Below are 22785 nucleotides of genomic sequence, written 5' to 3' on the forward strand. Positions count from 1 at the left end.
GCGGGCCACATCGTGCCAAGTCTCGCGTGAAGAGTTGTTTTTGGTCTGCGTCATGGTCAAAACATGCCATGGCGCAGCTTACAATTTGGTTAATTCCAGATTTGATCTTGGTCCAAGATGGGGGGACGCACCAAATCCGTCTGAATACCATGAGTCGGGGTCATTCCTCGCGCATGTACAGACATAGCAGCGACCAAAAGCACCGCCATTAAGCCCAAGTTTAACATGTTGAGACCGCTACGCATCATACTTACCTTCGTCACCCAAGTCGGGTTGTTGCAAAGCTCTTATCAAGTCGCTCGGCCTCTTTCCTACAATGCGACAAAAGAGCAAACGCTTGGATTTGGCCTATTCTTGCGCTTTGGTGCGGAAAAAAGTAACAAAATGATGCATTTTAAAAACTCTTTATCCGATACTAGAACGATCGGAGGAGCTTTGTGACTGGTAGTGATTCAAATGCACAAGTTTTGCTGGTCGTAGGTGACTCAATGGCGGTTCGTTTCGGAGCCGTTGATGGCAAGTGCTGACTGGCGTGCCTTATAGGCCCTATACAGGATCATCTCGACTCACTTGATTTCAAGACCTGCTGCCGGTACACGCATCTCATGTTTCCGCTTTTCGACTTCGGCGACCGCGCGCGCCTTCGTGAACGCTTTTACGGTGCCACCTTCACGGTTCTGGCCCGACTATAAATATACGGCGTGAAAACGCCTCCCGAAACAGCCATACCTAATAGCAAACAATACGGGAGTGGACCGAATGTCCCCCAAAACGCTCTATGATAAGATCTGGGATGCCCATGTCGTGCACGAAGATGCCGATGGCACCAGCCTTCTGTATATTGACCGTCACCTCGTTCACGAAGTGACATCTCCGCAGGCCTTCGAAGGGCTGCGTATGGCGGGCCGCACTGTGCGTGCGCCTGACAAAACCATTGCGGTTCCGGATCACAACGTTCCGACAACGGCTGGGCGCGAAAACCCTGAGACAATGACGGAAGACAGCCGCGTTCAGGTTGCCGCATTGGATACGAACGCCAAGGAATTTGGTATTCATTATTATCCGGTGACCGACGTGCGTCAGGGCATCGTTCATATTGTTGGTCCTGAACAGGGCTGGACCCTTCCGGGGATGACCGTTGTTTGTGGCGACAGCCACACCGCGACCCACGGTGCCTTTGGGGCGCTTGCACATGGTATTGGCACGTCTGAGGTTGAGCACGTTTTGGCCACCCAGACGCTGATCCAGAAAAAGTCGCTCAACATGAAGGTTGAGATCACCGGCAAGCTTAAACCCGGTGTGACCGCCAAGGACATTACACTTGCGGTGATCGGTGAAACCGGCACCGGTGGCGGTACCGGTTATGTCATCGAGTATTGTGGCGAAGCGATCCGTGATCTTTCGATGGAAGGTCGTATGACCGTCTGTAACATGGCTATCGAAGGCGGCGCCCGCGCCGGTTTGATTGCGCCTGATGAGAAGACTTTTGAGTACGTCAAAGGCCGTCCACACGCCCCCAAAGGTGCCCAGTTTGAGGCCGCCTTGGATTGGTGGAAAACACTCTTCACCGACGAAGGTGCACATTTCGACAAGGTCGTCACCCTGAAAGGTGAAGACATTCAGCCGGTTGTGACTTGGGGCACCTCGCCCGAGGATGTGCTGCCGATTACGGCCACCGTGCCGAGCCCGGATGATTTCAAAGGCGGTAAAGTCGAAGCCGCGCGCCGGTCGATCGAATATATGGGGCTTGAGCCCGGTCAAAAGCTAACTGACATTGAGATCGATACCGTGTTCATCGGGTCGTGCACCAACGGGCGCATCGAAGATCTGCGGGCTGCCGCTGAAATCCTGAAAGGGAAAAAAATCAAGGACGGCATGCGCGCTATGGTCGTGCCGGGTTCTGGTCTTGTCCGTGCTCAGGCCGAAGAAGAAGGTCTGGCGCAGATTTTCGAAGATGCTGGATTTGAATGGCGCCTTGCCGGGTGTTCCATGTGCCTTGCTATGAACCCGGATCAGCTTGCTGAGAACGAGCGCTGCGCATCGACGTCGAACCGTAACTTTGAGGGGCGTCAGGGCTACAAAGGCCGAACACACCTTGTCTCGCCTGGCATGGCGGCTGCGGCTGCGCTCACCGGCAAACTCACCGACGTTCGGGAGATGATCTAATGGAAAAGTTTCAAACAATCACGGGCGTCGCGGCCCCTATGCCGCTGGTCAATATCGACACCGATATGATCATTCCCAAGGTTTTCCTGAAGTCGATCCAGCGCTCTGGGTTTGGCGTCAATTTGTTTGACGAAATGCGCTACAACCGTGACGGCACCGAGATCGCGGATTTTGTGTTGAACAAACCGCAATATCGCGAAGCCGAGATTTTGGTTGCCGGTGATAACTTTGGCTGTGGATCTTCGCGTGAACATGCGCCTTGGGCGATCAAGGATTTCGGCATCAAATGTGTGATCTCCACGTCTTTTGCCGACATCTTTTTTAATAACTGCTTCAAAAACGGCATCTTGCCGATTGTTCTTCCGCAGGAACAGATTGATGTGCTGATGAAGGACGCGGAAAAAGGGCAAAACGCTCGCATGACCGTCGACCTTGAGGCGCAAACTGTGACCACTTCGGATGGCGAAGCGATTGCCTTTGAAGTTGATGCGTTCAAGAAACATTGCCTGTTGAATGGCCTTGATGACATCGGCCTATCGCTTGAAAAAGTCGCTTCAATCGACAGTTTCGAAGAACAAGCAGCACAGGCGCGCCCTTGGGTTTAACGTCTCTTACTGACTAAGTTGAGAAACCCGGTCCGGTTTGGGCCGGGTTTTTTTTATGTCTAGGTCTGATTGTGTCGATTAGGCTCATTCGCCAGCGGGCTTGTGCCTTTTCAGTCTAAGCCCCCAAGATATTGCGATTTTCCAGTGGGTTGTAAGCATCTCTTAATAAAGATGATGCATTCTCGCACCAGTTGCTTTGCGAAGTTGCCGCAAAATGAGGGTAAGGGCAATCGGCAGGTTGTCGCCGAAACCGAACTGGGGCAAAACTAAGGCAACAATGAGGCAGGCCGTCACAAACGACGGCATCGGGATGGAACAAGGAAACGGCATCGTATCGTTTTCGTCCGGACTGAAAGGGCAGATTAAGTGATCAAACGTATGTTCGGCGCAGCCGTTCGGGCGACTCTTGTGGCATCGGTGTTTTCGTTGCCTGCAATTTTATTGCCCGGCACATCGGCCGACACGGTCCAAATGGTCGTGTTGCTGTCGCTGGTTGCGGCCTTGTTGGTCTTTGTCGAATACAGTTCGGAGTATCCGAGCTTGATCGAATTCAGAGATGCCCCGCCCTTTAACCGTATTCGCTTTCTTGCTTTGTTCCTGACGGTTCTATTGTTGTCACTGATTGCGCGCGGACAGGTGGTTCCAACCCCTGTTAGCTTGTTGCTAACGACGCTGGGCGACGGGGTTGGCCACGCGATGGATTTCCCGTTTTCGCCTGTTCGTCTTATGGTGCTATTGGCCCCGGATGCAGCGACGCCGCCTGAACTCGATCAGGTGCGCATGCATGCTGGGTTTTCCTATTTGACCTCCCTGTTGATGTTGCTGGTTTTCGTGGTCCTAGTGCGGGTGATGGACTGGCCACTCGGTCATGGGGCCTTTAACTTTTGGGTGAATTTGCCGTTGTTTGACCCAACTGCAGGGGGCGACGTGCTCCGACGGCTGAAAAGAGATAGCCATGTTAACGTCGCTTTAGGCTTTCTTCTGCCATTTTTAATCCCAGCGGTGCTCAAAGCCGCTTCGGTCTTTGCGGTGTCTCTGTCATTGACCGACCCGCAAACACTGATCTGGACAATGAGCGCATGGGCCTTCTTGCCGGTAAGTTTGATCATGCGAGGGGTTGCCTTGATGCGCATCGCCGACCTGATCGAAGAAAAGCGCAGACGCGCTTATGCGCAGGCCGAATTGCAGGTGGCCTAATCCTGCTTGCCAGCTACTTGTTGGTTGCCGCGGCCGCATTTGCAGACCCGATTAGAATAGCCACATGGCATGGTGACTTTAGCCGCAAGGGGCCGGGCCTTATGCTTCGCGAACTTGTTGGCGATGAGCCGGTGGCAGGAATCGAGACTATTGTTCGAGCAAAACCCGATATCTTGCATTTGACAAATATCGACTATGATGCCGGGCAAGTTGCTCTCAAAGCGCTGCAAGCACGGCTCGCCAAGGCAGGCGTTTCACTAGACTATTTGTTCGCTAACAAGCCGAACACTGGCCTGCCAACGGGGGTCGACGTTGATGGTGATGGACGACGGGGCGGGCCACGCGACGCGCAAGGGTTTGGGTATTTTTCCGGTCAAGGCGGACAAGCGATCTTGTCGCGCTATCCCTTAGAGCTAACCGCTGACAAATCCAAGCTCGCATGGGGCGACGTGCCTCATAGTTTGATCTTACCGGACGATCCGGTCGGCAAAGCCCAACGCCTTTCGTCTTCGGCTCATTGGGCCGTTAAGGTGAGCGTGAATGATCGCGCAATTACTTTGCTTACTCTTGCGGCGACTCCTCCCGTTTTTGACGGTCCCGAAGATCGAAATGGTCGCCGAAATCACGACGAAGTGCTGCTGTGGATGCATTCCTTAGCTCAAGACACGGGTATGTTTGAAGACCCGGTTGTTTTAACGGGCAATTTCAATCTTGATCCTGATCGGGGCGACGGGCTTCGTGCCGCCGTCAAGCAAGTGCTCTCACATGCGCGTTTCCAAGATCCGCTTCCGGATTTTCCGACGGTTGCTTGGGAACGGGTGGGGGAAATGCGCGTGTCTTATGTCTTGCCTGACAAAGCGCTGGCGGTCGTGAATGCAGAGGTTACGCCGCCGGAACCGAATGCAGGCCCTCATCGTCTTGTTTGGGTGGATGTGACACTGGATTGAAAGGTGCAATCGCCTTTTGCAAAGCCGCCTCTGGTGAAGTTGCTGTAAAATTTGGAAGCAGTGTTTCAAACTCCGTCCCGTCAAGATGATGGGGCATATCCCAAAGGTACCTCATCTCAAGTATGTGTTTGGCCAAGGGCCAAAACGGTCGAGCAAGCTGAAGCGGCAGCCAACTCATCTTGCCGGCGCGAACCTCTGAGTTCATCGCAGATGAACATAGGCGAGCAAGGTCTTTGCCGGTCAAGGTGTATCCCGGGAAAGGGACATCTGAAAAGCTGGGCAAATCGGCGCGTCTATTGCACAGCGCAACTGCTGCGCGTGCAAGATCGGGCAAATAGGCCCAGGCATGAGGAGCGTCCTGCGCGCCGGGATAAGTAAGAACGCCCTTGCGCAATGATGGTGCCATGACCTTGTCGAACCAATTCCCGGAAGTTTCTGTGTCAAGAAAATCCCCTGCGCGTAAGATAATGGTTTGGACCCCTGAAGTCTTATATGCTTCTTCCATTTGACGGCGCAGTAGACCCAATGGATTGGTTGCCTCATGGGGAGAGTGACTATCCATTTTTTGCGATGTGCCCGCACCGAAAACATACACATTTCCGGGCAAAAGCACCGTTGTACCATTTGCTTTTGCTGCGGAAATCACGTCGGCGGTCAGCTCAGGCAGTTGAGCAGCCCAGTCCGTATAGGGAGGGTTCCAAGCATTGACGATGACATCCACACCGGTTGATGCGAGGGCAAGGTCGTCCCGTCCGCGGTCAAAAAGATGCACACGCCAGCCAGCGTTCCAAAATGCCTCGGCGGCATGGCGACCAAACCGGCCATTGGCCCCCAATATCAAAACCGTTCCCATCACAATGACCTCATTTTCTGTCGCTGCCCTAGCGTGGCCTATTCATTTTAAATGGGGAATTGCCAATTTTCGTATTGCATGTATTCATGGATGAATGGATGCAGCGCTTTCAAATCTCGATTGGTCATTGATCCAATCCTTTCTCGCAGTCGCGGAAACCGGTTCCCTATCTCGGGCGGCGCGTCAGCTTGGCGTGTCTCAACCCACGGTTGGTCGCCAAATCAGGCAGATCGAAACCGACCTCGAAGTTTCGCTTTTCTCCCGACAACCCCGAGGCTTAGCATTGACGGATACCGGTTCTGCTTTGCTTCCTCATGCACGAATCATGGCGGATGGTCTTCGTGCGCTTAGTTTGACGGCGGCAGGGCGGTCAGAAAAGCTTTCTGGACCAGTGCGTATCACAGCCAGCGTGTTTACGGCCCAGTATCAATTGCCGCCAATATTGGCCAAGCTGCGCGCCGAAGAGCCCGACATTAGCATTGACCTTGTGGCCTCAGACCGGACCGAAAATCTTTTGTACCGCGAAGCCGATATCGCCGTTCGCATGTATGAGCCAACCCAGCTTGACATTATCACGCGCCATTTGGGTGAGTTGGAGCTGGGGATTTATGCCGCCAAAACTTACCTCGAACGCGTCGGTAGACCGCGCAGTTTTGAAGATATGTTTCAATTCGATCTTGTTGGATATGACCAGAGTGATGATATTTTGCGTGGTATGCGCGACCTTGGTTTTGAGGCGCAGCGCGAATGGTTTACAACACGGTGTGACCATCATGCAGCCTATTGGGAGTTGATCCGGGCGGGGTGCGGTGTTGGCTTTGCTCAGGTCTGCATTGGCGAAACGCAACCAGAGGTGGAGCGCTTGTTTGCCGAATTTCCGTTGCCGACCCTGCCTTTGTGGCTCGCTGCACATGAGGCCGTTCGCTCTACTCCGCGCATAAAACGTGTCTGGGATGCCCTTGCGGTCGGCCTTTTGCCCAGCGTTTCTTGACCCTGCGGGCGCTGCGGGCTAGGCCCTTGGCAACTTAAAGGACAAAGGACAGCTCTCATGACCAACCCCTCGCTTCTTATCCTCCCCGGTGACGGGATTGGCCCCGAAGTAATGGCCGAAGTACGCAAGATCATCACATGGTTTGGCGACAAGCGTGATCTGGCTTTTGATGTGAGCGAAGATCTGGTCGGTGGTGCCGCCTATGACGCGCATGGCGTGCCATTGCACGACGACACTATGGCCAAAGCACAGGACGTTGACGCCGTTCTGTTGGGGGCGGTTGGCGGCCCGAAATATGATGACTTAGACTTTAGCGTCAAGCCAGAGCGCGGCCTTCTTCGCCTGCGCAAGGAAATGGACCTGTATTCCAACCTACGCCCGGCCCAATGCTTTGACGCCTTGGCTGATTTTTCCTCCCTAAAGCGCGATATTGTTGCCGGTCTCGACATCATGATTGTGCGCGAGCTGACCTCGGGCGTGTATTTCGGCGAGCCGCGTGGCATCTTTGAAGAGGGCAACGAGCGCGTCGGCATCAACACCCAACGATATACCGAATCCGAAATCGAACGTGCCGCCCGAAGTGCTTTTGAGCTTGCCATGCGCCGCAACAAAAAGCTGTGCTCGATGGAAAAAGCCAACGTTATGGAATCGGGCATTTTGTGGCGCGAAGTGGTTAGTCGCGTTGCCGCTGATTACCCTGAGGTCGAGCTAAGTCATATGTATGCCGACAACGGCGCAATGCAGTTGGTCCGCGCCCCAAAGCAGTTTGACGTCATCCTGACCGACAACCTGTTTGGTGACATCCTGTCTGATTGCGCAGCAATGCTGACCGGTTCTTTGGGCATGCTGCCGTCGGCCTCGCTCGGTGCGCCGATGGCCAATGGTCGCCCCAAAGCGATGTACGAACCGGTACATGGTTCCGCACCGGATATCACCGGTCAAGGCAAAGCCAACCCAATCGCCTGTATCCTCAGCTTTGCCATGGCACTGCGCTATAGCTTTGACCAAGGGGCCGAAGCGGCCCGCCTTGAGGCTGCGATTGAAAAAGTCCTGTCTGATGGTGTGCGTACCGCGGATCTTCTTGGTGAAGAGGGTGTTACACCTGTCTCTACCAGCGAAATGGGCGACATTATCATCGCAGCATTGGATGCGAGCCTGTAAGCTCAGTCTTACAACGAAAACACTTTGCGGGTGCCTGACTTGGGCACCCGTTTTTGTGAATTCGGGGGGCGGCGACCCGCACACACCCAGCAATAGATTGCTGAACCCTCGTATTGTTCTTGCAGGTGACAACGAGAACACTGTAACCAGTTTGCGGTAACGGTCTTGTCTCAGGTCTGCCATGTCTCAACAAACTGCCTCTTCAAATTCGTCGCTGCATGCCGCCCTTTTGGGGCTGGCTGCTTTTGCCGTGTTTGCCACGCATGACGTCATTATCAAGCTTTTGGGCGGTAGCTATTCGGCTGTTCAAATCCTGTTTTTCGGCGCGCTGTTCAGCTTTCCAATCATCAGCGTCATCATGATGCGCGATGTGCAGCCCGGAACGTTGCGCCCCAACCACCCTGGCTGGATCGCGTTGCGCAGTGTGTCGGGGTCATTCGCGGCCCTTGGGGCGTTTTACGCGTTCTCGGTCCTTCCTCTCGCGCAAGTCTATGCAATCCTATTTGCGGCTCCGCTATTGATCACGGTCCTGGCAATTCCGATCCTTGGTGAAAAAGTCCGCTTGCGCCGCGGACTGGCTGTTTTGGCTGGGTTATGTGGGGTTATGGTTGTGCTGCGACCGGGTGGGGCTGAATTTGGCCTTGGCCATGCAGCGGCGTTGATTTCTGCAATCACAGGTGCCCTCAACTCAATCGTTGTGCGCAAAGTTGGCGCGAATGAGCGGACCGTGGTGATGATTCTTTACCCGATGATGACCAATTTTGTGCTCATGGCCATTGCGCTTCCCTTTGTGTACCGTCCTGTTTTGATTGGTGATTTAGGGTTGATGGCGATTGTGTCCGCGATGGTATTGGTCGCGATGTTTCTGCTCATTATGGCCTACCAACGTGGCGAGGCTGTCATGGTTGCGCCTATGCAGTATTCGCAAATCCTGTGGGCGGCGTTGTTTGGCGCGTTGTTTTTTGACGAAGTTCCCGACACAGCGACCTTTATCGGTGCAGGTATTATCATCCTAAGCGGGCTCTACATTTTGCGCAGAGAATCCGACAGCGATGTATCCTCAAATAGGCCTGTTCTTAGGACGCGGACAAGGATTGGTTTGCCTGCTGGCCCGAGGGTCGGGAGTCTTATGAAATCGTCCACAAAAGACCCGAAATAGTCGTGCGATTTCAACGGTAGCGGTCTATCTCGCAGCCGGTTTCGGAGTTTAGCTCAGCCTGGTAGAGCACTGCCTTCGGGAGGCAGGGGTCGGAGGTTCGAATCTTCTCACTCCGACCATTTTTACTCAGATAGCATTGAGCGAAAAGCGACCGTGTCAGAGCTTGGTAATTGTGGTTAGTGGCAAAAGGCGATCCCAATCGCTCTGGCGGCAAAGCTGCGTGCCTTCGCTAATAACGGCGGCGGATGCGGCGGCGGCTCCAAACCGCAAGGCTTCGGGGGGCGTTTCTCCCTGCGCCAGCCCCATGACAAAGCCTCCTACGAAACTGTCACCGGCACCAATGGCGCTCACCACTGTTTCGTTTGACGCATTCACATGCCAAAGCCCGGTTCCATCGGCCATGACCGACCCGTCTTTGCCCCGCGCGATGATCACCAGCGTGCCAGCCCCGCGTTGCCGCAGTTCTTCGGCGAAAGCGGCGCTTTCGGCTTGGGTTTCGAGGGTTAGACCAGACAAGGTTTGGGCCTCATGGCTATCCATCCGTAGGACATAAGGCGCAGGTTTTGGGCCTTTGGCTTGGGCTTCGAGATGCGCACCGGATGTATCAACCACCAATTTGCGGCCCGTACCAAGCCGCACGCAGGCATGTGAAACAAACCCCGGAGTTGCGCCGGGGGGCATGCTTCCTGACAGAACGACATAGGCGTTTTGCGGTGCGACCCTGTCGAGTTGATCAAGCATGTGATCCAGCTGGGCATCACTCCAACTTGGCCCGGCCAAGACGAACCTAAATTGCTCACCACTGCTTTTATCGGTGACGGCAAAGCTGTGACGGGTTTCAGCGGGGGCTTCGATTCGGATTGTGTCGAGCCCTTGTTCCGCCAGCAAGGAGCCCAACGCCTTGCCGGTATGACCACCCAAAGCCACCAGGGCACGGGCCTGACCACCCAACTGCATGACAGCGCGGGCAACGTTTACACCTCCGCCACCCGGTTCCGCCGTTTCCGGTCCACAGCGCAGTTTGCGATTGGGCTCCACCTGCTCAACGGATGTGGCAAGATCGAGGGCAGGGTTGAGCGTAACGGTGAGAATCGCAGTCATGGTAACCTCTTTGTTAACGCCAACATGCCAAGACAAGCGCGCACAGGAAAGGCTAGAATCCCGGTATAGGTGTCAGGCAGAACTGGACAAACCCGTGCACCTGTGAAAACACACGCGCCTGAAACATTGCCCCTGAAACCACGCCCCTGACAGGAGGCCGCTCATGACCATTACAAGATTTGCACCCTCGCCCACCGGCTATATCCACGTGGGCAACCTGCGCACCGCGCTTTTCAACTATCTGCTTGCCCGCAAGTCCGGCGGGCAATTCATCTTGCGTATCGACGACACTGATCCTGAACGCTCGAAAGAAGAATATGTGGATGCGATCAAACAGGACCTGGAATGGCTCGGCCTGACATGGGATCGGATTGAGCGCCAATCTAGCCGGTTGGATCGTTATGCCGATGCCGCGGATAAGCTGCGCGAGATGGGTCGGTTTTATGAGGCGTTTGAAACGCCGACCGAACTGGACCTCAAGCGCAAGAAGCTTTTGAACATGCACAAGCCACCGGTTTATGACCGTTCAGCTTTGGATCTGTCAGAAGACGAGAAAGAAGCGCTGCGCGCCGAGCGTGGTAACGGCGTATGGCGGTTCAAGCTCGATCACGAGCGGATCGTATGGAACGATGGTATTCTGGGCGATGTGTCAATTGATGCGGCATCGGTCTCTGATCCGGTCCTGATCCGGGCCGACGGGCAGGTTTTGTACACTATTGCCTCGGTTTGTGACGATATGGATATGGGCGTGACCAATGTGGTGCGCGGCAATGACCATGTGACCAACACCGCAACGCAGATTCAGATGATCCGCGCGCTTGGTGGAACTCCGCCGGAATTTGCCCATCACTCATTGCTGACGGGGCCACAGGGCGAATCGCTGTCCAAACGGTTGGGAACGCTGGCGCTTCGCGATCTGCGTGAACAAGGGGTCGAGCCCGAGGCCTTGCTGAGCCTGATGGCGCGTCTTGGGTCGAGCCAGCCGGTTGAGCTACGCCTGTCTCTCGAAGACATTGCCGACGGGTTTGAAACCACGCAATTTGGCTCCGCTCCGACGAAGTTCGATGTCCAGGATTTGTTCCCACTAACGGCGCGCAAGCTGCATGGTTTGGCATTGTCGGATGTTGCAGATGATGTCGCGGCGGCGGGTGTTCCGGCCGAAAAAGCCGAGCTGTTCTGGAAGGTGTGCCGTGAGAACATCACCGTGCGAGGTGATCTAGCAGGATGGTGGACATTGTTCAGTGACGGTGCCGAACCTCTGGTTGCCGATGAGGATAAAGAGTTTATCGCGCAAGCGATGTCCTTGTTGCCCGAAGGGCCATTTGACGGCGACACCTGGGGCAATTGGACCAAGGCGGTCAAAGAGGCCACGGGTCGCAAAGGCAAAGGTCTATTTATGCCGCTTCGCAAGGCGATGACCGGGCAGGAACGTGGGCCAGAAATGGCCGATGTGATGCAGCTTTTGCAAAAGGTCCCTGCGCGGTCTTTGGCCAGCTAAGGCGCGATTTGGACCGGGGGCGGGCGCTGCCCCGTCTCAGCATGGCTGAGACTCCCCGGGATATTTTGTGAAAGAAGAAGACCTTGGCGTGGGGCTAGGCGGTGAGGATGGTGCTGCGGAATGCAGCTAAGGCTCTGTCGACCGTTGCTTGTGTGACGTCCCCCAAGCTTTGCGATCTCGGATAAATTGGGGCGTGTCGATCATTGAGAATGGGGGCCTCCCAGCCTTGGGTCGTGGCAAAGAAATGCGCGGCCCCATCTTGGCCAAACTCCTGCAAGTAGCCGTGGATAACCACATCGAGATATGAAAGCAAAATTGGATTTTTGTCCGTTGGTTTTGATCTGCGATGGTCGGCGACTGAATAGATAGCGACCGATGAGCCGGCGTCAGGATGATCAATGTCATCGCGTGTCTCATGGCGTTCATAGGCCTGTTCGCGTTCGTCCAATAGGTCCCAATTGGCACCCGGTACCGGGGCGACGAGGCCTAAGATCGTACAGTTGGTGTCGCGAATCGCGGATAGGAAACAAAGATCTCGGTCCGGTGTGGCGCACCATGTGCGGGCCCACCCTTTGGCTTTTGCTGGGTGGGTTGGGGTGTAATCATGCGTGCGTTGATCAACCAAACTCCCATAACCAAAGAAATATGCATGTGTCATATCGCAATTATTTCCTCTGATTGACGTAAGTCAAACCCATCTTTTGGTGAGAATGTCATAACGACGCTAACTGAAGCAGCCCGGAGTATCCGTTGTGCGCGTAACCAAAAGAACCAATATTGCCATGCGGGTGCTGATGTATTGCGCCGCAAACACTGGTCGCCTTGTGACCAAATCCGAAATTGCCGCTCGATGCAATGCATCAGAGAACCATTTGGCTCAGGTGATCAATCAGCTGGCGCAGATGGGATATCTACATACCCAGCGTGGCCGCAATGGCGGGCTTGAGCTTGGCCGTTCTGCCAGTGAAATCGTGATTGGCGATATATTCCGTGCGCTTGAAGCACCGGTGCCGATTGCTGAATGCTTTGCCGATGTTGATAACACCTGTCCTTTGACAGAATCGTGCCGGTTGCGCAGCGCGCTACACGATGCGTCAAATGCCTTCTATGAAACGTTGGATCCGATCACGTTGGACGCCTTGGTTTGCGACAATGTTGGTCTACTAGAGATCATGGCACCGGAAATTCGGTGCAATGTGACGCATTCTGACGATTCTGTTGCGAAGGCTCAGGCAATCCTCTAAGAGATACCCACCATGACGGGAGAACTGGCCGAAAGGTCAGTGCCGAAGGAGCAACCGCCCCGGAAACTCTCAGGCTTCAGGACCGCCATGGGGTACACACTCTGGAGAGAGGCGCGCAAGCGTCCGCCGAAGGGATAGCGATCTCAGGCGTCAGGACAGAGGGGGCATGAGCGGCACGGATGACTCGTGTCGGTGATGCCTGACCACGCGCGCGTTGGTTCGGGGAACCAATTGGGGGCGCTTGGGCGACGTTATGGGCGACGATTTAAAAACAACCATGCTGAACGATCTGCATGTTGGTCTTGGGGCCAAGATGGTGCCGTTTGCCGGCTATTCGATGCCGGTTCAGTACAAGGCAGGGGTTCTTAAGGAGCACCTGCACACCCGCGCGGCGGCGGGTCTTTTTGATGTCAGCCATATGGGGCAAGTGATTCTGCGCGGGCCGGATGTGGCCTTGGCGCTAGAAACCTTGGTTCCCGTTAGCGTTGCTGGCTTGGCTGAAAACCGTCAGCGATATGGCTTTTTCACAAATGATGCCGGTGGGATCGAAGACGATCTGATGATTGCCAATCGCGGTGACCACTTGTTTGTTGTGGTCAATGCGGCGTGCAAAGACGCCGATATTGCCCATATGCGTGCGACGCTAGAGCCACGAGGCATCACCGTCGAGCACATCAATGATCGCTCCTTGCTTGCTTTGCAGGGGCCACAATCCGAAGCGGTTCTGGCGGCGCTGAACCCAACGGTTGCGGACATGAAATTCATGGATGTCGCGACGGTCGACTTGCTGGGGGCCGCCTGTTGGGTGTCGCGCTCTGGCTATACCGGCGAAGACGGATACGAAATTTCGGTGCCTAACGAGACGGCTGTGGCCTTGGCCGAGGCGTTGCTGGCCGATGAGCGTGTCGAGGCAATTGGTCTTGGTGCCCGCGATAGCCTTCGGCTTGAAGGCGGGCTTTGCCTTTATGGTCATGACATTGATACCGAAACGACCCCTGTGGCGGCGCGTCTGCAATGGGCCATTCAAAAGATTCGTCGCACCGGCGGAGACCGCGAAGGCGGATTTCCCGGTGCCAACATCATCTTAAAGGAACTCGCAGAGGGCGCTGCAAACGCCCGAGTTGGATTGCGCCCCGAAGGTCGCGCCCCGATGCGCGAAGGCGTGGAATTATTTGCCGAGGCCGAGGGCGGAGATCCGATCGGCAAGGTCACATCGGGTGGCTTTGGCCCAACAGTTGGTGGCCCAGTGGCGATGGGCTATGTACCCACCGAGAAATCAGAACCGGGCACGGTTGTGTACGGAGAATTACGCGGCAAGCGTCAACCGGTTCAGGTTGCTGCATTGCCGTTTGTCAAACCAGGCTTCAAACGCTGAATAGGGAGAGCGTGATGAAATTTACCGAAGAGCATGAATGGTTGCGGGTAGAAGGTGATGTTGTTGTGGTTGGGATCACCAACCATGCGGCGGAACAGTTAGGGGATGTGGTCTTTGTGGAGCTTCCCGAGGCTGGTACCGAAGTCAGCCAAGACGAAGAGGTCGTGGTGATCGAATCGGTCAAGGCGGCGTCTGATATTCTTGCCCCGCTAGATGGCGAAATCGTCGAAGTGAACTCTCCTATCGTGGATGAGCCGAGCAAGGTGAACGAAGATCCCGAGGGCGAAGCGTGGTTCTTTAAGATGAAGCTGGAAGACATGAGCGCGCTCGACGAGCTTATGGATGAAGCGGCCTATAAGAACTTTATCGGTTGACGTAACGCGGAACTGGGGGCGCTGCCCCCACACCCATTCGGGTGTTCCCCCGGGATATTTTGGGAAAGAAGAAACCAGGGGTGCAAGCCCACTGGAGGAGGACGCTATGACCTACGATCCGATTGACTATTTGCCCTATGACTTTGCCAACCGGCGTCATATCGGCCCGTCTCCTGTTGAAATGGAGGCAATGTTTGACGAATTAGGTGTTCGTGATTTGGACGAGCTGATTGGGCAAACTGTGCCTGAAAACATTCGCCAAACCGAGCCTCTGGACTTTGGCCGCCCGTTGTCCGAACGGGAATTGATCCACCGGATGCGGGTCACAGCCTCGAAGAACAAGGTTCTGACGTCGCTGATTGGTCAAGGCTATCACGGCACAGTGACCCCTCCGGCGATTCAGCGGAATATTCTGGAAAATCCGGCGTGGTATACGGCCTATACGCCCTACCAGCCCGAGATTTCACAAGGGCGCCTAGAGGCGTTGTTGAACTATCAAACCATGGTCAGCGACTTGACCGGTTTGGAAATTGCCAACGCGTCGTTGTTGGATGAGGCCACAGCCTGTGCCGAAGCGATGACTATGTCGCAGCGCGTGGCCAAGTCGAAAGCCAAGGCGTTTTTTGTTGACGAAAACTGCCACCCGCAAAACATCGCCGTGATGAAAACGCGGGCCGAACCCTTAGGCATTGAGGTGATTATTGGATCGCCTGATGACCTTGAGGCCGATAAGGTTTTCGCCGCGATCTTCCAATATCCGGGTACCCATGGTCAGGTCCGTGATTTCACGGCCGAAATGGAGGCTTTGCATGCCAACAAGGCCATTGGGATTGTCACTGCTGATCCGCTGGCCCTGTGTCTGTTGAAAGAACCGGGTGCGATGGGCGCGGATATCGCTGTTGGATCGACCCAGCGATTTGGCGTTCCTGTTGGTTATGGTGGCCCGCACGCGGCCTATATGTCCTGTCGCGATGCCTTTAAACGCGCCATGCCGGGGCGGATTGTTGGGGTGTCGATTGATAGCCATGGCAACCGGGCCTATCGCCTATCGCTTCAGACCCGCGAACAACACATCCGCCGCGAAAAAGCGACGTCGAATGTCTGTACCGCACAGGCATTGTTGGCTGTTATGGCCGGGTTTTACGCGGTGTTTCATGGGCCCCAAGGGCTCCGTGCCATCGCGCAGCGTATTCATCGCAAAACGGTTCGACTGGCCAAAGGGCTTGAGGCCGCAGGTTTCGCCGTGGAACCCAAAGCGTTCTTTGACACGATCACCGTTGATGTGGGCTTGCTCCAGCGCGGCGTTCTTCAGGCTGCAGTTCGCGAAGGCATTAACTTGCGTCGTGTCGGCAAAACCAAAGTGGGCATCACTTTGGACGAACGCACCCGCCCCGAAACCATCGAAGCAGTTTGGCGGGCCTTTGGCCTTGTGCGCAAGGATGACGATTACACCGCCGAATATATGCTTCCCCAAGGGCTGATCCGCGAAACGGATTACCTTCAGCACGATGTGTTCCACATGAACCGCGCTGAAACCGAGATGATGCGCTATATGCGTCGCCTCGCCGACCGCGATTTGGCGTTGGATCGGGCAATGATCCCACTTGGGTCTTGCACGATGAAGCTCAACTCGGCGGCGGAAATGATGCCAGTGAGCTGGCGTGAATTTTCGATGATCCACCCTTATGTTCCACTGGATCAGGCGCAGGGCTATGCCGAGTTGATTGGCGATCTAAGCGATAAGCTATGCCAGATTACCGGTTATGATGACTTTTCCATGCAGCCGAATTCTGGTGCGCAGGGAGAATATGCCGGGTTGCTGACCATTCGTGATTGGCAAACCGCACGCGGCGAAGGGCATCGCAATGTTTGTTTGATCCCGACAAACGCCCACGGCACCAACCCGGCAAGCGCGCATATGGTTGGCTGGAAAGTTGTGGCGGTGAAATGCGACGACAACGGCTCCATTGATGTTGCCGATTTCCGCGCCAAGGCGGAAAAGCATTCGGAAAACCTTGCCGCTTGCATGATCACCTATCCCAGCACCCATGGTGTGTTTGAGGAAACCGTCACCGAAGTGTGTGAGATCACCCACGAACATGGCGGTCAGGTCTATATCGATGGCGCGAATATGAACGCCATGGTCGGGCTGTCCCGTCCCGGTGATCTGGGGGGCGATGTGAGTCACCTGAACCTGCACAAGACGTTCTGCATTCCGCATGGCGGCGGGGGCCCCGGCATGGGACCAATCGGGGTCAAGGCGCATTTGGTGCCGCATCTTCCGGGTGATCCGCAAACTGAAAACGGCGCAGTGAGCGCGGCTCCGTTTGGGTCGCCGTCCTTGTTACCAATCTCATGGGCCTATGTGCTCATGATGGGGGGTGAGGGCCTTACTCAGGCGACGCGGGTGGCAATTTTGAACGCCAATTACATCGCGAAACGGCTCGAAGGCTCCTATGACGTGTTGTATCGCGGCACGGACGGGCGCGTGGCGCATGAGTGTATTCTTGACGTGCGCCCCTTTGCCGATAGCGCCGGGGTGACGGTTGAAGACATTGCAAAACGTCTAATAGATTGCGGGTTCCACGCACCAACCATGAGCTGGCCAGTGGCAGGCACCTTGATGGTTGAGCCAACAGAATCCGAAACCAAGGCCGAGCTGGACCGGTTCTGTGATGCGATGCTGGCGATCCGCGAAGAGATTCGCGCAATCGAAGACAAGCAGATTGATCAAGAGGCCAACCCTCTCAAATTTGCTCCACATACAATGGAAGACTTGGTGCGCGATTGGGACCGTCCCTATTCGCGCGAACAAGGGTGTTTCCCACCCGGTGCCTTCCGAGTCGACAAATACTGGCCACCTGTAAACCGGGTCGACAATGCCTATGGAGACAGAAACCTGATCTGTACCTGTCCGCCAATGTCGGATTTCGAAGACGACTAAAAAGAAAGCCCCGGAGAATTCCGGGGCTTTTGCTTTAACTATCGGCGCTGTCGCCTTCTGGGTCCTGATCCGCATCGGGTTCTTGGACGGGTTTGTCGATCAGGAAATCAAACATGTCGCGAACCCGGCCCCATGTTTCGACATTACATGCCGACAACAGGTACCCCTCGCGGGTGTCGCCACGATATTCGGAGCCATCCAGCATTGCCACATGCGCCCCGGCCTGACGCGCCGCAACGACGCCAGCGGGTTGATCCCAAGGGGTCAGCTTGGCGGATAGGATGAAGTCAACATTGCCCTGCGCCAGCATGCGGAACTCGTGTAGCGAGCAGCGCAACGTGTTCACGCGCGAAAACCGGGGGTAGGTTGCCGCCATGTCGGCCTGTTTGTCCTCTGGAAGCAGAGATAGCGGGACGTAGCCCTTGAGCGTTTCAATGGGACCACCGTCAGACGTTTTGACCTTGCGGCGCATGCCGCGCGGGCCGACGAGAATTGTAGGTGTCTCTTCGTCCGCGATGATCACATCGTTCATGACAGGATCGTAAAGCAGACCCATAACAGGCTTGCCAAACCGCAAAATAGAAACGAACACGCCAAAACACGTCAGCCCATTGGCATAATTCCAAGTGCCATCAACGGGATCAATGGTAAAGCAAAGCTCGGCCTCGGCGATCTTGTCGATGATTTTGGGGTTGTCGGATGCGTGTTCTTCGCCAACCACCAAAGCATGCGGGAACATGCCAAGAATGCCGCGTGTGATCATCGCCTCAGCGGCTTTGTCGGCATCCGTCACCAAATCCTGAGGGCCGGATTTGGTATCGATTTGATGGGCACCTAGCTGGCGAAAGCGCGGCATGATTTCGGCTTTGGCCGCGCGGCGCACCAAGTTCAACAACTGAGTACGCTGGGCTTTGGTCAGCGGGGCGGTAATCGGCATAGGCAGGGAATCGGTCATGGGTCCGTCCGGTAATTGCTGCAGTTGCAAAGTGATTGCCAGCCTCGGCCAGCTGATTCAAGGTGACTATTCGCGCGTTCGAAGCACAGATGCAGGCCTCTGCGCCAATGGTCGCCATGCAAATCCGAGGCCAGCAAGCAAAGTTGCGAAAATACCGCCCACGATCACACCAAAGGCAGAGCCCCAAATCACCGTGAATTCGGTTTCCATCACAAATGTGAGAACGGCCCAACCACCGGCGATCCCGGCCCCAAGGGACACTAACCCAGCGGAGGCACCCAAGAGGGCCGATCGCAATGTAAAGCTTGCCAAAATGCGCGGGCGCGACGCCCCCAAGGTTTTCAGAACTGCGGCTTCGTAAGTGCGGGCCCCTTCTCCGGCGGCAGCGGCCCCAATCAAAACAAGGAAACCGGTCAAAAGGCTTGCCCCGGCCCCCCAGCGCACAGCGTCGGAAATCCCGGCCAGCATTTCGGAAACACGATCAATGGCATCGCGTACACGGATCGCCGTGATGTTTGGGTAGGTATTGGCCAGATCGCGCAAAATCTGCGCTTCGGCCTCTTCTTCGGCGTAGACCGTGGAAATGAAGGAGTGTGGCGCACCTTGCAGCGCCGAGGGGTTCAACGTCATGACAAAGCCAATACCGGCGGTCGAGAAATCGACCTCGCGGAAGCTTGTGATCGTGGCCGTGATATCGCGACCAAGGATGTTCAGGGTGAGCGTATCACCCAGTTCCAACCCCAACTCTTCGCCTTCTTCGGCGGCAAAGCTAATCTGGGGCGGACCGCTATAGTCTTTGGGCCACCATTCACCTTGCGTGATGGTAAAGCGGTCGTCCGGTTCGGCAGCGTAGGTTATGCCGCGATCGCCGCGCACGACCCAATGTTCACCCGCAACATCCACGGCATTCTGGCCGTTGATCTTAGTGATGATCCCTCGCAGCATCGGAGCGCTATCAATGCGCGAAACAGCCGGGTCATTTTCTAGGCGATCAAGGTAGCCAGGCATCTGCTCTTTTTGAATGTCGACAAAGAAGTAAGAGGGCGCGACATCGGGCAAATCGCGGGCAATCGCCCCGCGCAGGTTGCCGTCGATCTGACCAACAGCGGCCAAAACAGAGAGCCCGAGCCCCAGTGATATAACAACCGCCCCTGCGCTTTCCCCTGGTCCGCCAATCGCGGCCAATGCCCATCGCCAAATCGGACGCCCACGCAGGTGACGCGCCGAACGACGCGCTATGGCGCGGATCAGTTGCGCGGCCAGCGTCAGAACGAGCAGAGCCGCAAGAATTCCCCCCGCTGTCCAGATGGTCAGAAACGCATTGCCGGAGAACAGCATTGCCGCCCCAACCAGCAGGCCAAGAAGGACCAACGTGGCAAAGATATATCTAGGGGCAGGCAAGCGATTTGCCCCTTCCAAGGCGTCACGCATCAAGGTCGCCGCGCGCACCTCTTCCGCGCGGGCCAGTGGCCAAAGCGTGAAGACCAAAGCAGTCAGTACGCCATAAAGCGCGGCCTCGGTGAGGGGGCCGGGATGAAGCGTAAAGACCGCTGGAATAGGGAGCGCCGCGCCGATTAACGGGCCCAATAATATTGGGACCAGCCCGCCAAGAAGCAGGCCTAAAACAATGCCGACCAAGCTTAAGACACCGATTTGCAAGAAATACGTCTGAAAAATCACCGACCGCGTTGCGCCCAATGTGCGCAAAGTCGCAATGACCGAGGTTTTTCGAGCCAAATAGGCGCGTACCGCCGCCGACACCCCGACGCCACCAACAGCCAAACCGGATAGGCCAATCAGAACGAGAAAGCTCCCAAGTCTGTCAACAAATCGTGCAACTCCGGGCGCTCCATTTCGTGCGTCGCGCCATTTCAAACCGGTGCGCTCGAACTCAGCCTTGGCTTTGTCGGCAAGGGCATCAAGATTGGTGCCCACCGGAAGCGTCATGCGGTATTCGGTGTCGAATAGTGAACCGGGGGCCAAGAGCCCTGACCCTTCTAGAGCCGTGGTTTTGACGATTGTTCGGGGGCCTAGGCCAAACCCATCCCCAGCGTCATCAGGTTCCCGCACAAGAATGGCGCTTAGGGTGAAGTCTTGGGTCCCCAATCGAAAGCTATCACCGGGGGCTAGGCCAAGACGATCCGCCAAAGCGGGTGCCATAAGGGCACCTCGATCTGATATAGCGTCTGAAATGGGCATAGGTGGGTCCAAGACGACCTCACCCAACAACGGGTAACTATCATCGACAGATTTAACTTGGGTCAACGCCCGCTCATCGACGCCATCTCGATTGACAACCGCCATTGATCTGAAATCAGTCACTTCGGAAATTGTGTCTGAGATGCTTGCCAACCAAGCGCGTTCAGTTTCGTCGGCGAAACGATAGGTGAACTCTGCCTTGGCGTCGCCACCAAGCAAGACAGCACCTTGTTCAGTCAACCCGAGCTGAATGGCCGATCTGACCGACCCGACGCCCGCAATCGCCGCAACGCCAAGGGCCAGGCAGGCGATGAAAATTCGAAATCCATGCAACCCACCACGCAACTCGCGCTGGGCAAAGCGGGCAGAAACACGCCAGCTCATTCTGCAGCTTTCTGAGCATGGTCGATCAGACCATCATTCAATCGGATCGTTCGATCACACCGTGCGGCTAATTCAGGCGCATGGGTGACAAGAACAAGTGTGGTGCCATGGCGCTCGGAGAGCCCAAAAATCAAGTCCATAATGGCTTGGCCGTTTTGACCGTCCAGATTCCCAGTCGGTTCATCAGCCAACAAAATGTCGGGGCGGGGGGCAAGCGCGCGAGCCAAGGCAACACGTTGTTGTTCGCCACCCGACATCTGAGCCGGATAATGGTCAGCGCGATGCGCAAGTCCAACGGCCTCTAGCTCGGCTTGGGCGCGTTGAAAGGCATCTTTGTTGCCCGCCAACTCTAGCGGAGTGGCCACATTCTCAAGGGCAGTCATGGTTGGAATCAAATGAAAGGATTGAAAAACAACGCCCATGTGATCGCGTCTGAACCTGGCCAATTGGTCTTCGTCTAGCGCGGTCAAGTCCTGATCCAGCGCAGAAACGGTTCCACCCGAAGCCTTTTCCAAACCGCCCATTACCATCAAGAGCGAAGATTTGCCTGAGCCAGACGGCCCGACAAGCCCCAAACTTTCGCTTTTTTCGACATCCAAAGTGATTCCATGCAGAATTTCGACCTCTCCGGCATTGCCTCGCAGGCGCAAAGTGACATCTTGGAGAGAGAGTACGGGATCAGGCATGGGGAAGGGTCCGACGATGATGCGTTTTTTCAGATATGGGTTGATAAGTACAGGCTGCAAGGCCGCCATTGTAGGAGTTTTCCTGTCGGCCACCACTGCTGTGGCAGAAACTATAGACATTTTGGCCTTGGGCGACAGTCTAACGCAGGGCTATGGTCTTTTTGAGCAAGATGGATTTGTCCCTCAATTGCGGCTCTGGTTGGCCGATCATGGGCATGATGTCACTGTCGTAAATGGTGGTGTGTCTGGTGATACCACGGCAGGCGGATTGGCGCGCGTCGAATGGTCATTGACCTCAAATATTGACGCAATAATCGTCACTTTGGGCGGCAATGATCTGCTGCGTGGCGTTGCCCCCGAAGAAGCGCGGCGCAATATTGAGGGGATCCTTCAAGTGGCTCAAAATCATGGCTTGGAGGTGTTGCTAATTGGCATGGAAGCCCCCGGTAACTTTGGCACAGACTACAAGTTGAAATTTGATGCTCTGTATCCGGAGCTTGCAACTAAGTACGGTACAGTCTTTCTGGACAGCTTCTTTGCGGGGCTAGGAGAGGAGCGAACGCCAGTTACGGTGGCGAATTTCATGCAAACCGATGGTATTCATCCTAACCCCGAGGGCGTTAAGAAAATTGTTGATGTTGTCGGACCCAAAGTTGAAATTTTGTTGTCGCGCCTACAATAGTCGAGGGTTCATGCCGGAGACAGCTGGAATTTTGAACCCAGTATGCATGCAAGTACTGTACAGAGAGTTGTAACTAAACCCGTTCCGATCCCGCACATGAGGTAAAGAGAAAAAGCCGACACGAGCGAGAGGTCGAAAAACAAAAAACCGAACAATCCGCCAAAGAACCCCAAAACGCTTCCTACTAGAATTGCCACGACTGCCATTTCCTCGCCTCCATCCTGAGTAACGATAGTGCCTCAGGTCTTGCCAAATGATTAAAGC

Annotated in this window: 19 protein-coding genes, 1 tRNA gene and 2 riboswitches; of the genes, 14 read left to right on the top strand and 6 right to left on the bottom strand. The window is 55.4% G+C overall.

Going from position 1 to position 22785, the window contains the following annotated elements; genetic code table 11:
• Nucleotides 1–759 precede the first annotated feature (759 nt).
• From leuC to AC5EFR_RS10190, 4 genes are all read left to right on the top strand, one after another.
• Nucleotides 760–2166, top strand: coding sequence for a 3-isopropylmalate dehydratase large subunit (gene leuC, locus AC5EFR_RS10175; RefSeq protein ID WP_493575718.1), 1407 nt, complete (start codon nucleotides 760–762; stop codon nucleotides 2164–2166).
• Entirely contained in the window at nucleotides 2166–2771 is a 606-nt protein-coding gene (leuD, locus tag AC5EFR_RS10180; RefSeq protein WP_493575719.1) for a 3-isopropylmalate dehydratase small subunit, read from the top strand. The genes leuC and leuD overlap by 1 nt, the downstream gene beginning before the upstream one ends.
• A gap of 366 nt (nucleotides 2772–3137) precedes the next feature.
• Nucleotides 3138–3968, top strand: coding sequence for a hypothetical protein (locus AC5EFR_RS10185; RefSeq protein ID WP_493575720.1), 831 nt, complete (start codon nucleotides 3138–3140; stop codon nucleotides 3966–3968).
• A 101-nt stretch (nucleotides 3969–4069) separates the two neighbouring features.
• Nucleotides 4070–4915 (top strand): endonuclease/exonuclease/phosphatase family protein, encoded by an 846-nt coding sequence (locus AC5EFR_RS10190; RefSeq protein WP_493575721.1) that lies wholly within the window; start codon nucleotides 4070–4072, stop codon nucleotides 4913–4915.
• Here AC5EFR_RS10190 and AC5EFR_RS10195 read toward each other — a convergent pair.
• On the bottom strand, nucleotides 4851–5768 hold the full coding sequence (locus AC5EFR_RS10195; protein WP_493575759.1) for an NAD-dependent epimerase/dehydratase family protein: 918 nt from the start codon (nucleotides 5766–5768) through the stop codon (nucleotides 4851–4853). The genes AC5EFR_RS10190 and AC5EFR_RS10195 overlap by 65 nt on opposite strands.
• A 94-nt stretch (nucleotides 5769–5862) precedes the next feature.
• On the opposite strand from AC5EFR_RS10195, the gene AC5EFR_RS10200 reads away from it, so the two are divergent.
• The 4 genes from AC5EFR_RS10200 (at nucleotide 5863) to AC5EFR_RS10215 (ending at nucleotide 9198) form a co-directional block, all read left to right on the top strand.
• A complete protein-coding gene (locus AC5EFR_RS10200; RefSeq protein ID WP_493575722.1) occupies nucleotides 5863–6759 on the top strand; it encodes a LysR family transcriptional regulator in 897 nt (298 codons plus the stop codon).
• Nucleotides 6760–6816: 57 nt separating this feature from the next.
• A complete protein-coding gene (gene leuB, locus AC5EFR_RS10205; protein ID WP_493575723.1) occupies nucleotides 6817–7920 on the top strand; it encodes a 3-isopropylmalate dehydrogenase in 1104 nt (367 codons plus the stop codon).
• A gap of 181 nt (nucleotides 7921–8101) precedes the next feature.
• Nucleotides 8102–9079, top strand: a complete 978-nt coding sequence (locus AC5EFR_RS10210; protein ID WP_493575724.1) for a DMT family transporter — start codon at nucleotides 8102–8104, stop codon at nucleotides 9077–9079.
• 42 nt (nucleotides 9080–9121) lie between these two features.
• A tRNA-Pro gene (locus AC5EFR_RS10215) sits at nucleotides 9122–9198 on the top strand.
• Nucleotides 9199–9235: 37 nt separating this feature from the next.
• On the opposite strand, the gene AC5EFR_RS10220 is transcribed toward AC5EFR_RS10215, so the two are convergent.
• Complete coding sequence (locus AC5EFR_RS10220; RefSeq protein WP_493575725.1) at nucleotides 9236–10180, bottom strand: 1-phosphofructokinase family hexose kinase; 945 nt, start codon at nucleotides 10178–10180, stop codon at nucleotides 9236–9238.
• Nucleotides 10181–10343: 163 nt separating this feature from the next.
• Between AC5EFR_RS10220 and gltX the strand changes: the two genes are divergently transcribed.
• Entirely contained in the window at nucleotides 10344–11678 is a 1335-nt protein-coding gene (gene gltX / locus AC5EFR_RS10225; protein WP_493575726.1) for a glutamate--tRNA ligase, read from the top strand.
• Between the two features lie 94 nt (nucleotides 11679–11772).
• Here gltX and AC5EFR_RS10230 read toward each other — a convergent pair whose 3' ends face one another.
• Nucleotides 11773–12336, bottom strand: a complete 564-nt coding sequence (locus AC5EFR_RS10230) for a gamma-glutamylcyclotransferase family protein (RefSeq protein WP_493575727.1) — start codon at nucleotides 12334–12336, stop codon at nucleotides 11773–11775.
• A gap of 94 nt (nucleotides 12337–12430) precedes the next feature.
• Here AC5EFR_RS10230 and AC5EFR_RS10235 point away from each other — a divergent pair, with 94 nt between their 5' ends.
• The 4 genes from AC5EFR_RS10235 to gcvP all read left to right on the top strand — a co-directional run bounded on the left by AC5EFR_RS10235 (nucleotide 12431) and on the right by gcvP (nucleotide 17615).
• Nucleotides 12431–12922, top strand: a complete 492-nt coding sequence (locus AC5EFR_RS10235) for an RrF2 family transcriptional regulator (protein WP_493575728.1) — start codon at nucleotides 12431–12433, stop codon at nucleotides 12920–12922.
• 6 nt (nucleotides 12923–12928) lie between these two features.
• Nucleotides 12929–13017: riboswitch (glycine riboswitch) on the top strand.
• Nucleotides 13018–13091, top strand: a riboswitch (glycine riboswitch).
• An 84-nt stretch (nucleotides 13092–13175) separates the two neighbouring features.
• On the top strand, nucleotides 13176–14297 hold the full coding sequence (gcvT, locus tag AC5EFR_RS10240; protein ID WP_493575729.1) for a glycine cleavage system aminomethyltransferase GcvT: 1122 nt from the start codon (nucleotides 13176–13178) through the stop codon (nucleotides 14295–14297).
• A gap of 14 nt (nucleotides 14298–14311) precedes the next feature.
• Nucleotides 14312–14671, top strand: a complete 360-nt coding sequence (gene gcvH / locus AC5EFR_RS10245) for a glycine cleavage system protein GcvH (RefSeq protein ID WP_493575730.1) — start codon at nucleotides 14312–14314, stop codon at nucleotides 14669–14671.
• A 106-nt stretch (nucleotides 14672–14777) separates the two neighbouring features.
• Nucleotides 14778–17615, top strand: coding sequence for an aminomethyl-transferring glycine dehydrogenase (gcvP, locus tag AC5EFR_RS10250; protein ID WP_493575731.1), 2838 nt, complete (start codon nucleotides 14778–14780; stop codon nucleotides 17613–17615).
• 34 nt (nucleotides 17616–17649) lie between these two features.
• On the opposite strand, the gene AC5EFR_RS10255 is transcribed toward gcvP, so the two are convergent.
• The 3 genes from AC5EFR_RS10255 to AC5EFR_RS10265 all read right to left on the bottom strand — a co-directional run bounded on the left by AC5EFR_RS10255 (nucleotide 17650) and on the right by AC5EFR_RS10265 (nucleotide 21839).
• Nucleotides 17650–18570, bottom strand: a complete 921-nt coding sequence (locus tag AC5EFR_RS10255) for an inositol monophosphatase family protein (RefSeq protein WP_493575732.1) — start codon at nucleotides 18568–18570, stop codon at nucleotides 17650–17652.
• A 66-nt stretch (nucleotides 18571–18636) separates the two neighbouring features.
• Nucleotides 18637–21153, bottom strand: coding sequence for an ABC transporter permease (locus tag AC5EFR_RS10260; protein ID WP_493575733.1), 2517 nt, complete (start codon nucleotides 21151–21153; stop codon nucleotides 18637–18639).
• Entirely contained in the window at nucleotides 21150–21839 is a 690-nt protein-coding gene (locus tag AC5EFR_RS10265; protein WP_493575734.1) for an ABC transporter ATP-binding protein, read from the bottom strand. The genes AC5EFR_RS10260 and AC5EFR_RS10265 overlap by 4 nt, the downstream gene beginning before the upstream one ends.
• Before the next feature lie 16 nt (nucleotides 21840–21855).
• Here AC5EFR_RS10265 and AC5EFR_RS10270 point away from each other — a divergent pair, with 16 nt between their 5' ends.
• Nucleotides 21856–22521 carry an arylesterase gene (locus tag AC5EFR_RS10270; protein ID WP_493575735.1) on the top strand — a complete coding sequence of 222 codons (666 nt, stop codon included), beginning with the start codon at nucleotides 21856–21858 and terminating at the stop codon, nucleotides 22519–22521.
• Nucleotides 22522–22785: the final 264 nt, after the last annotated feature.

This window comes from Pelagimonas sp., from assembly GCF_058892305.1.

Coding starts and splice junctions, on each gene's coding strand:
- AC5EFR_RS10200 (WP_493575722.1), top strand. CDS start 5,863: ATGGATGCAGCGCTTTCAAATCTCGATTGGTCATTGATCCAATCCTTT.
- gcvP (WP_493575731.1), top strand. CDS start 14,778: ATGACCTACGATCCGATTGACTATTTGCCCTATGACTTTGCCAACCGG.
- gcvT (WP_493575729.1), top strand. CDS start 13,176: ATGGGCGACGATTTAAAAACAACCATGCTGAACGATCTGCATGTTGGT.
- AC5EFR_RS10210 (WP_493575724.1), top strand. CDS start 8,102: ATGTCTCAACAAACTGCCTCTTCAAATTCGTCGCTGCATGCCGCCCTT.
- AC5EFR_RS10270 (WP_493575735.1), top strand. CDS start 21,856: ATGATGCGTTTTTTCAGATATGGGTTGATAAGTACAGGCTGCAAGGCC.
- AC5EFR_RS10220 (WP_493575725.1), bottom strand. CDS start 10,180: ATGACTGCGATTCTCACCGTTACGCTCAACCCTGCCCTCGATCTTGCC.
- gcvH (WP_493575730.1), top strand. CDS start 14,312: ATGAAATTTACCGAAGAGCATGAATGGTTGCGGGTAGAAGGTGATGTT.
- AC5EFR_RS10265 (WP_493575734.1), bottom strand. CDS start 21,839: ATGCCTGATCCCGTACTCTCTCTCCAAGATGTCACTTTGCGCCTGCGA.
- AC5EFR_RS10255 (WP_493575732.1), bottom strand. CDS start 18,570: ATGACCGATTCCCTGCCTATGCCGATTACCGCCCCGCTGACCAAAGCC.
- leuC (WP_493575718.1), top strand. CDS start 760: ATGTCCCCCAAAACGCTCTATGATAAGATCTGGGATGCCCATGTCGTG.
- leuD (WP_493575719.1), top strand. CDS start 2,166: ATGGAAAAGTTTCAAACAATCACGGGCGTCGCGGCCCCTATGCCGCTG.
- AC5EFR_RS10260 (WP_493575733.1), bottom strand. CDS start 21,153: ATGAGCTGGCGTGTTTCTGCCCGCTTTGCCCAGCGCGAGTTGCGTGGT.
- leuB (WP_493575723.1), top strand. CDS start 6,817: ATGACCAACCCCTCGCTTCTTATCCTCCCCGGTGACGGGATTGGCCCC.
- AC5EFR_RS10195 (WP_493575759.1), bottom strand. CDS start 5,768: ATGGGAACGGTTTTGATATTGGGGGCCAATGGCCGGTTTGGTCGCCAT.
- AC5EFR_RS10230 (WP_493575727.1), bottom strand. CDS start 12,336: ATGACACATGCATATTTCTTTGGTTATGGGAGTTTGGTTGATCAACGC.
- gltX (WP_493575726.1), top strand. CDS start 10,344: ATGACCATTACAAGATTTGCACCCTCGCCCACCGGCTATATCCACGTG.
- AC5EFR_RS10190 (WP_493575721.1), top strand. CDS start 4,070: ATGCTTCGCGAACTTGTTGGCGATGAGCCGGTGGCAGGAATCGAGACT.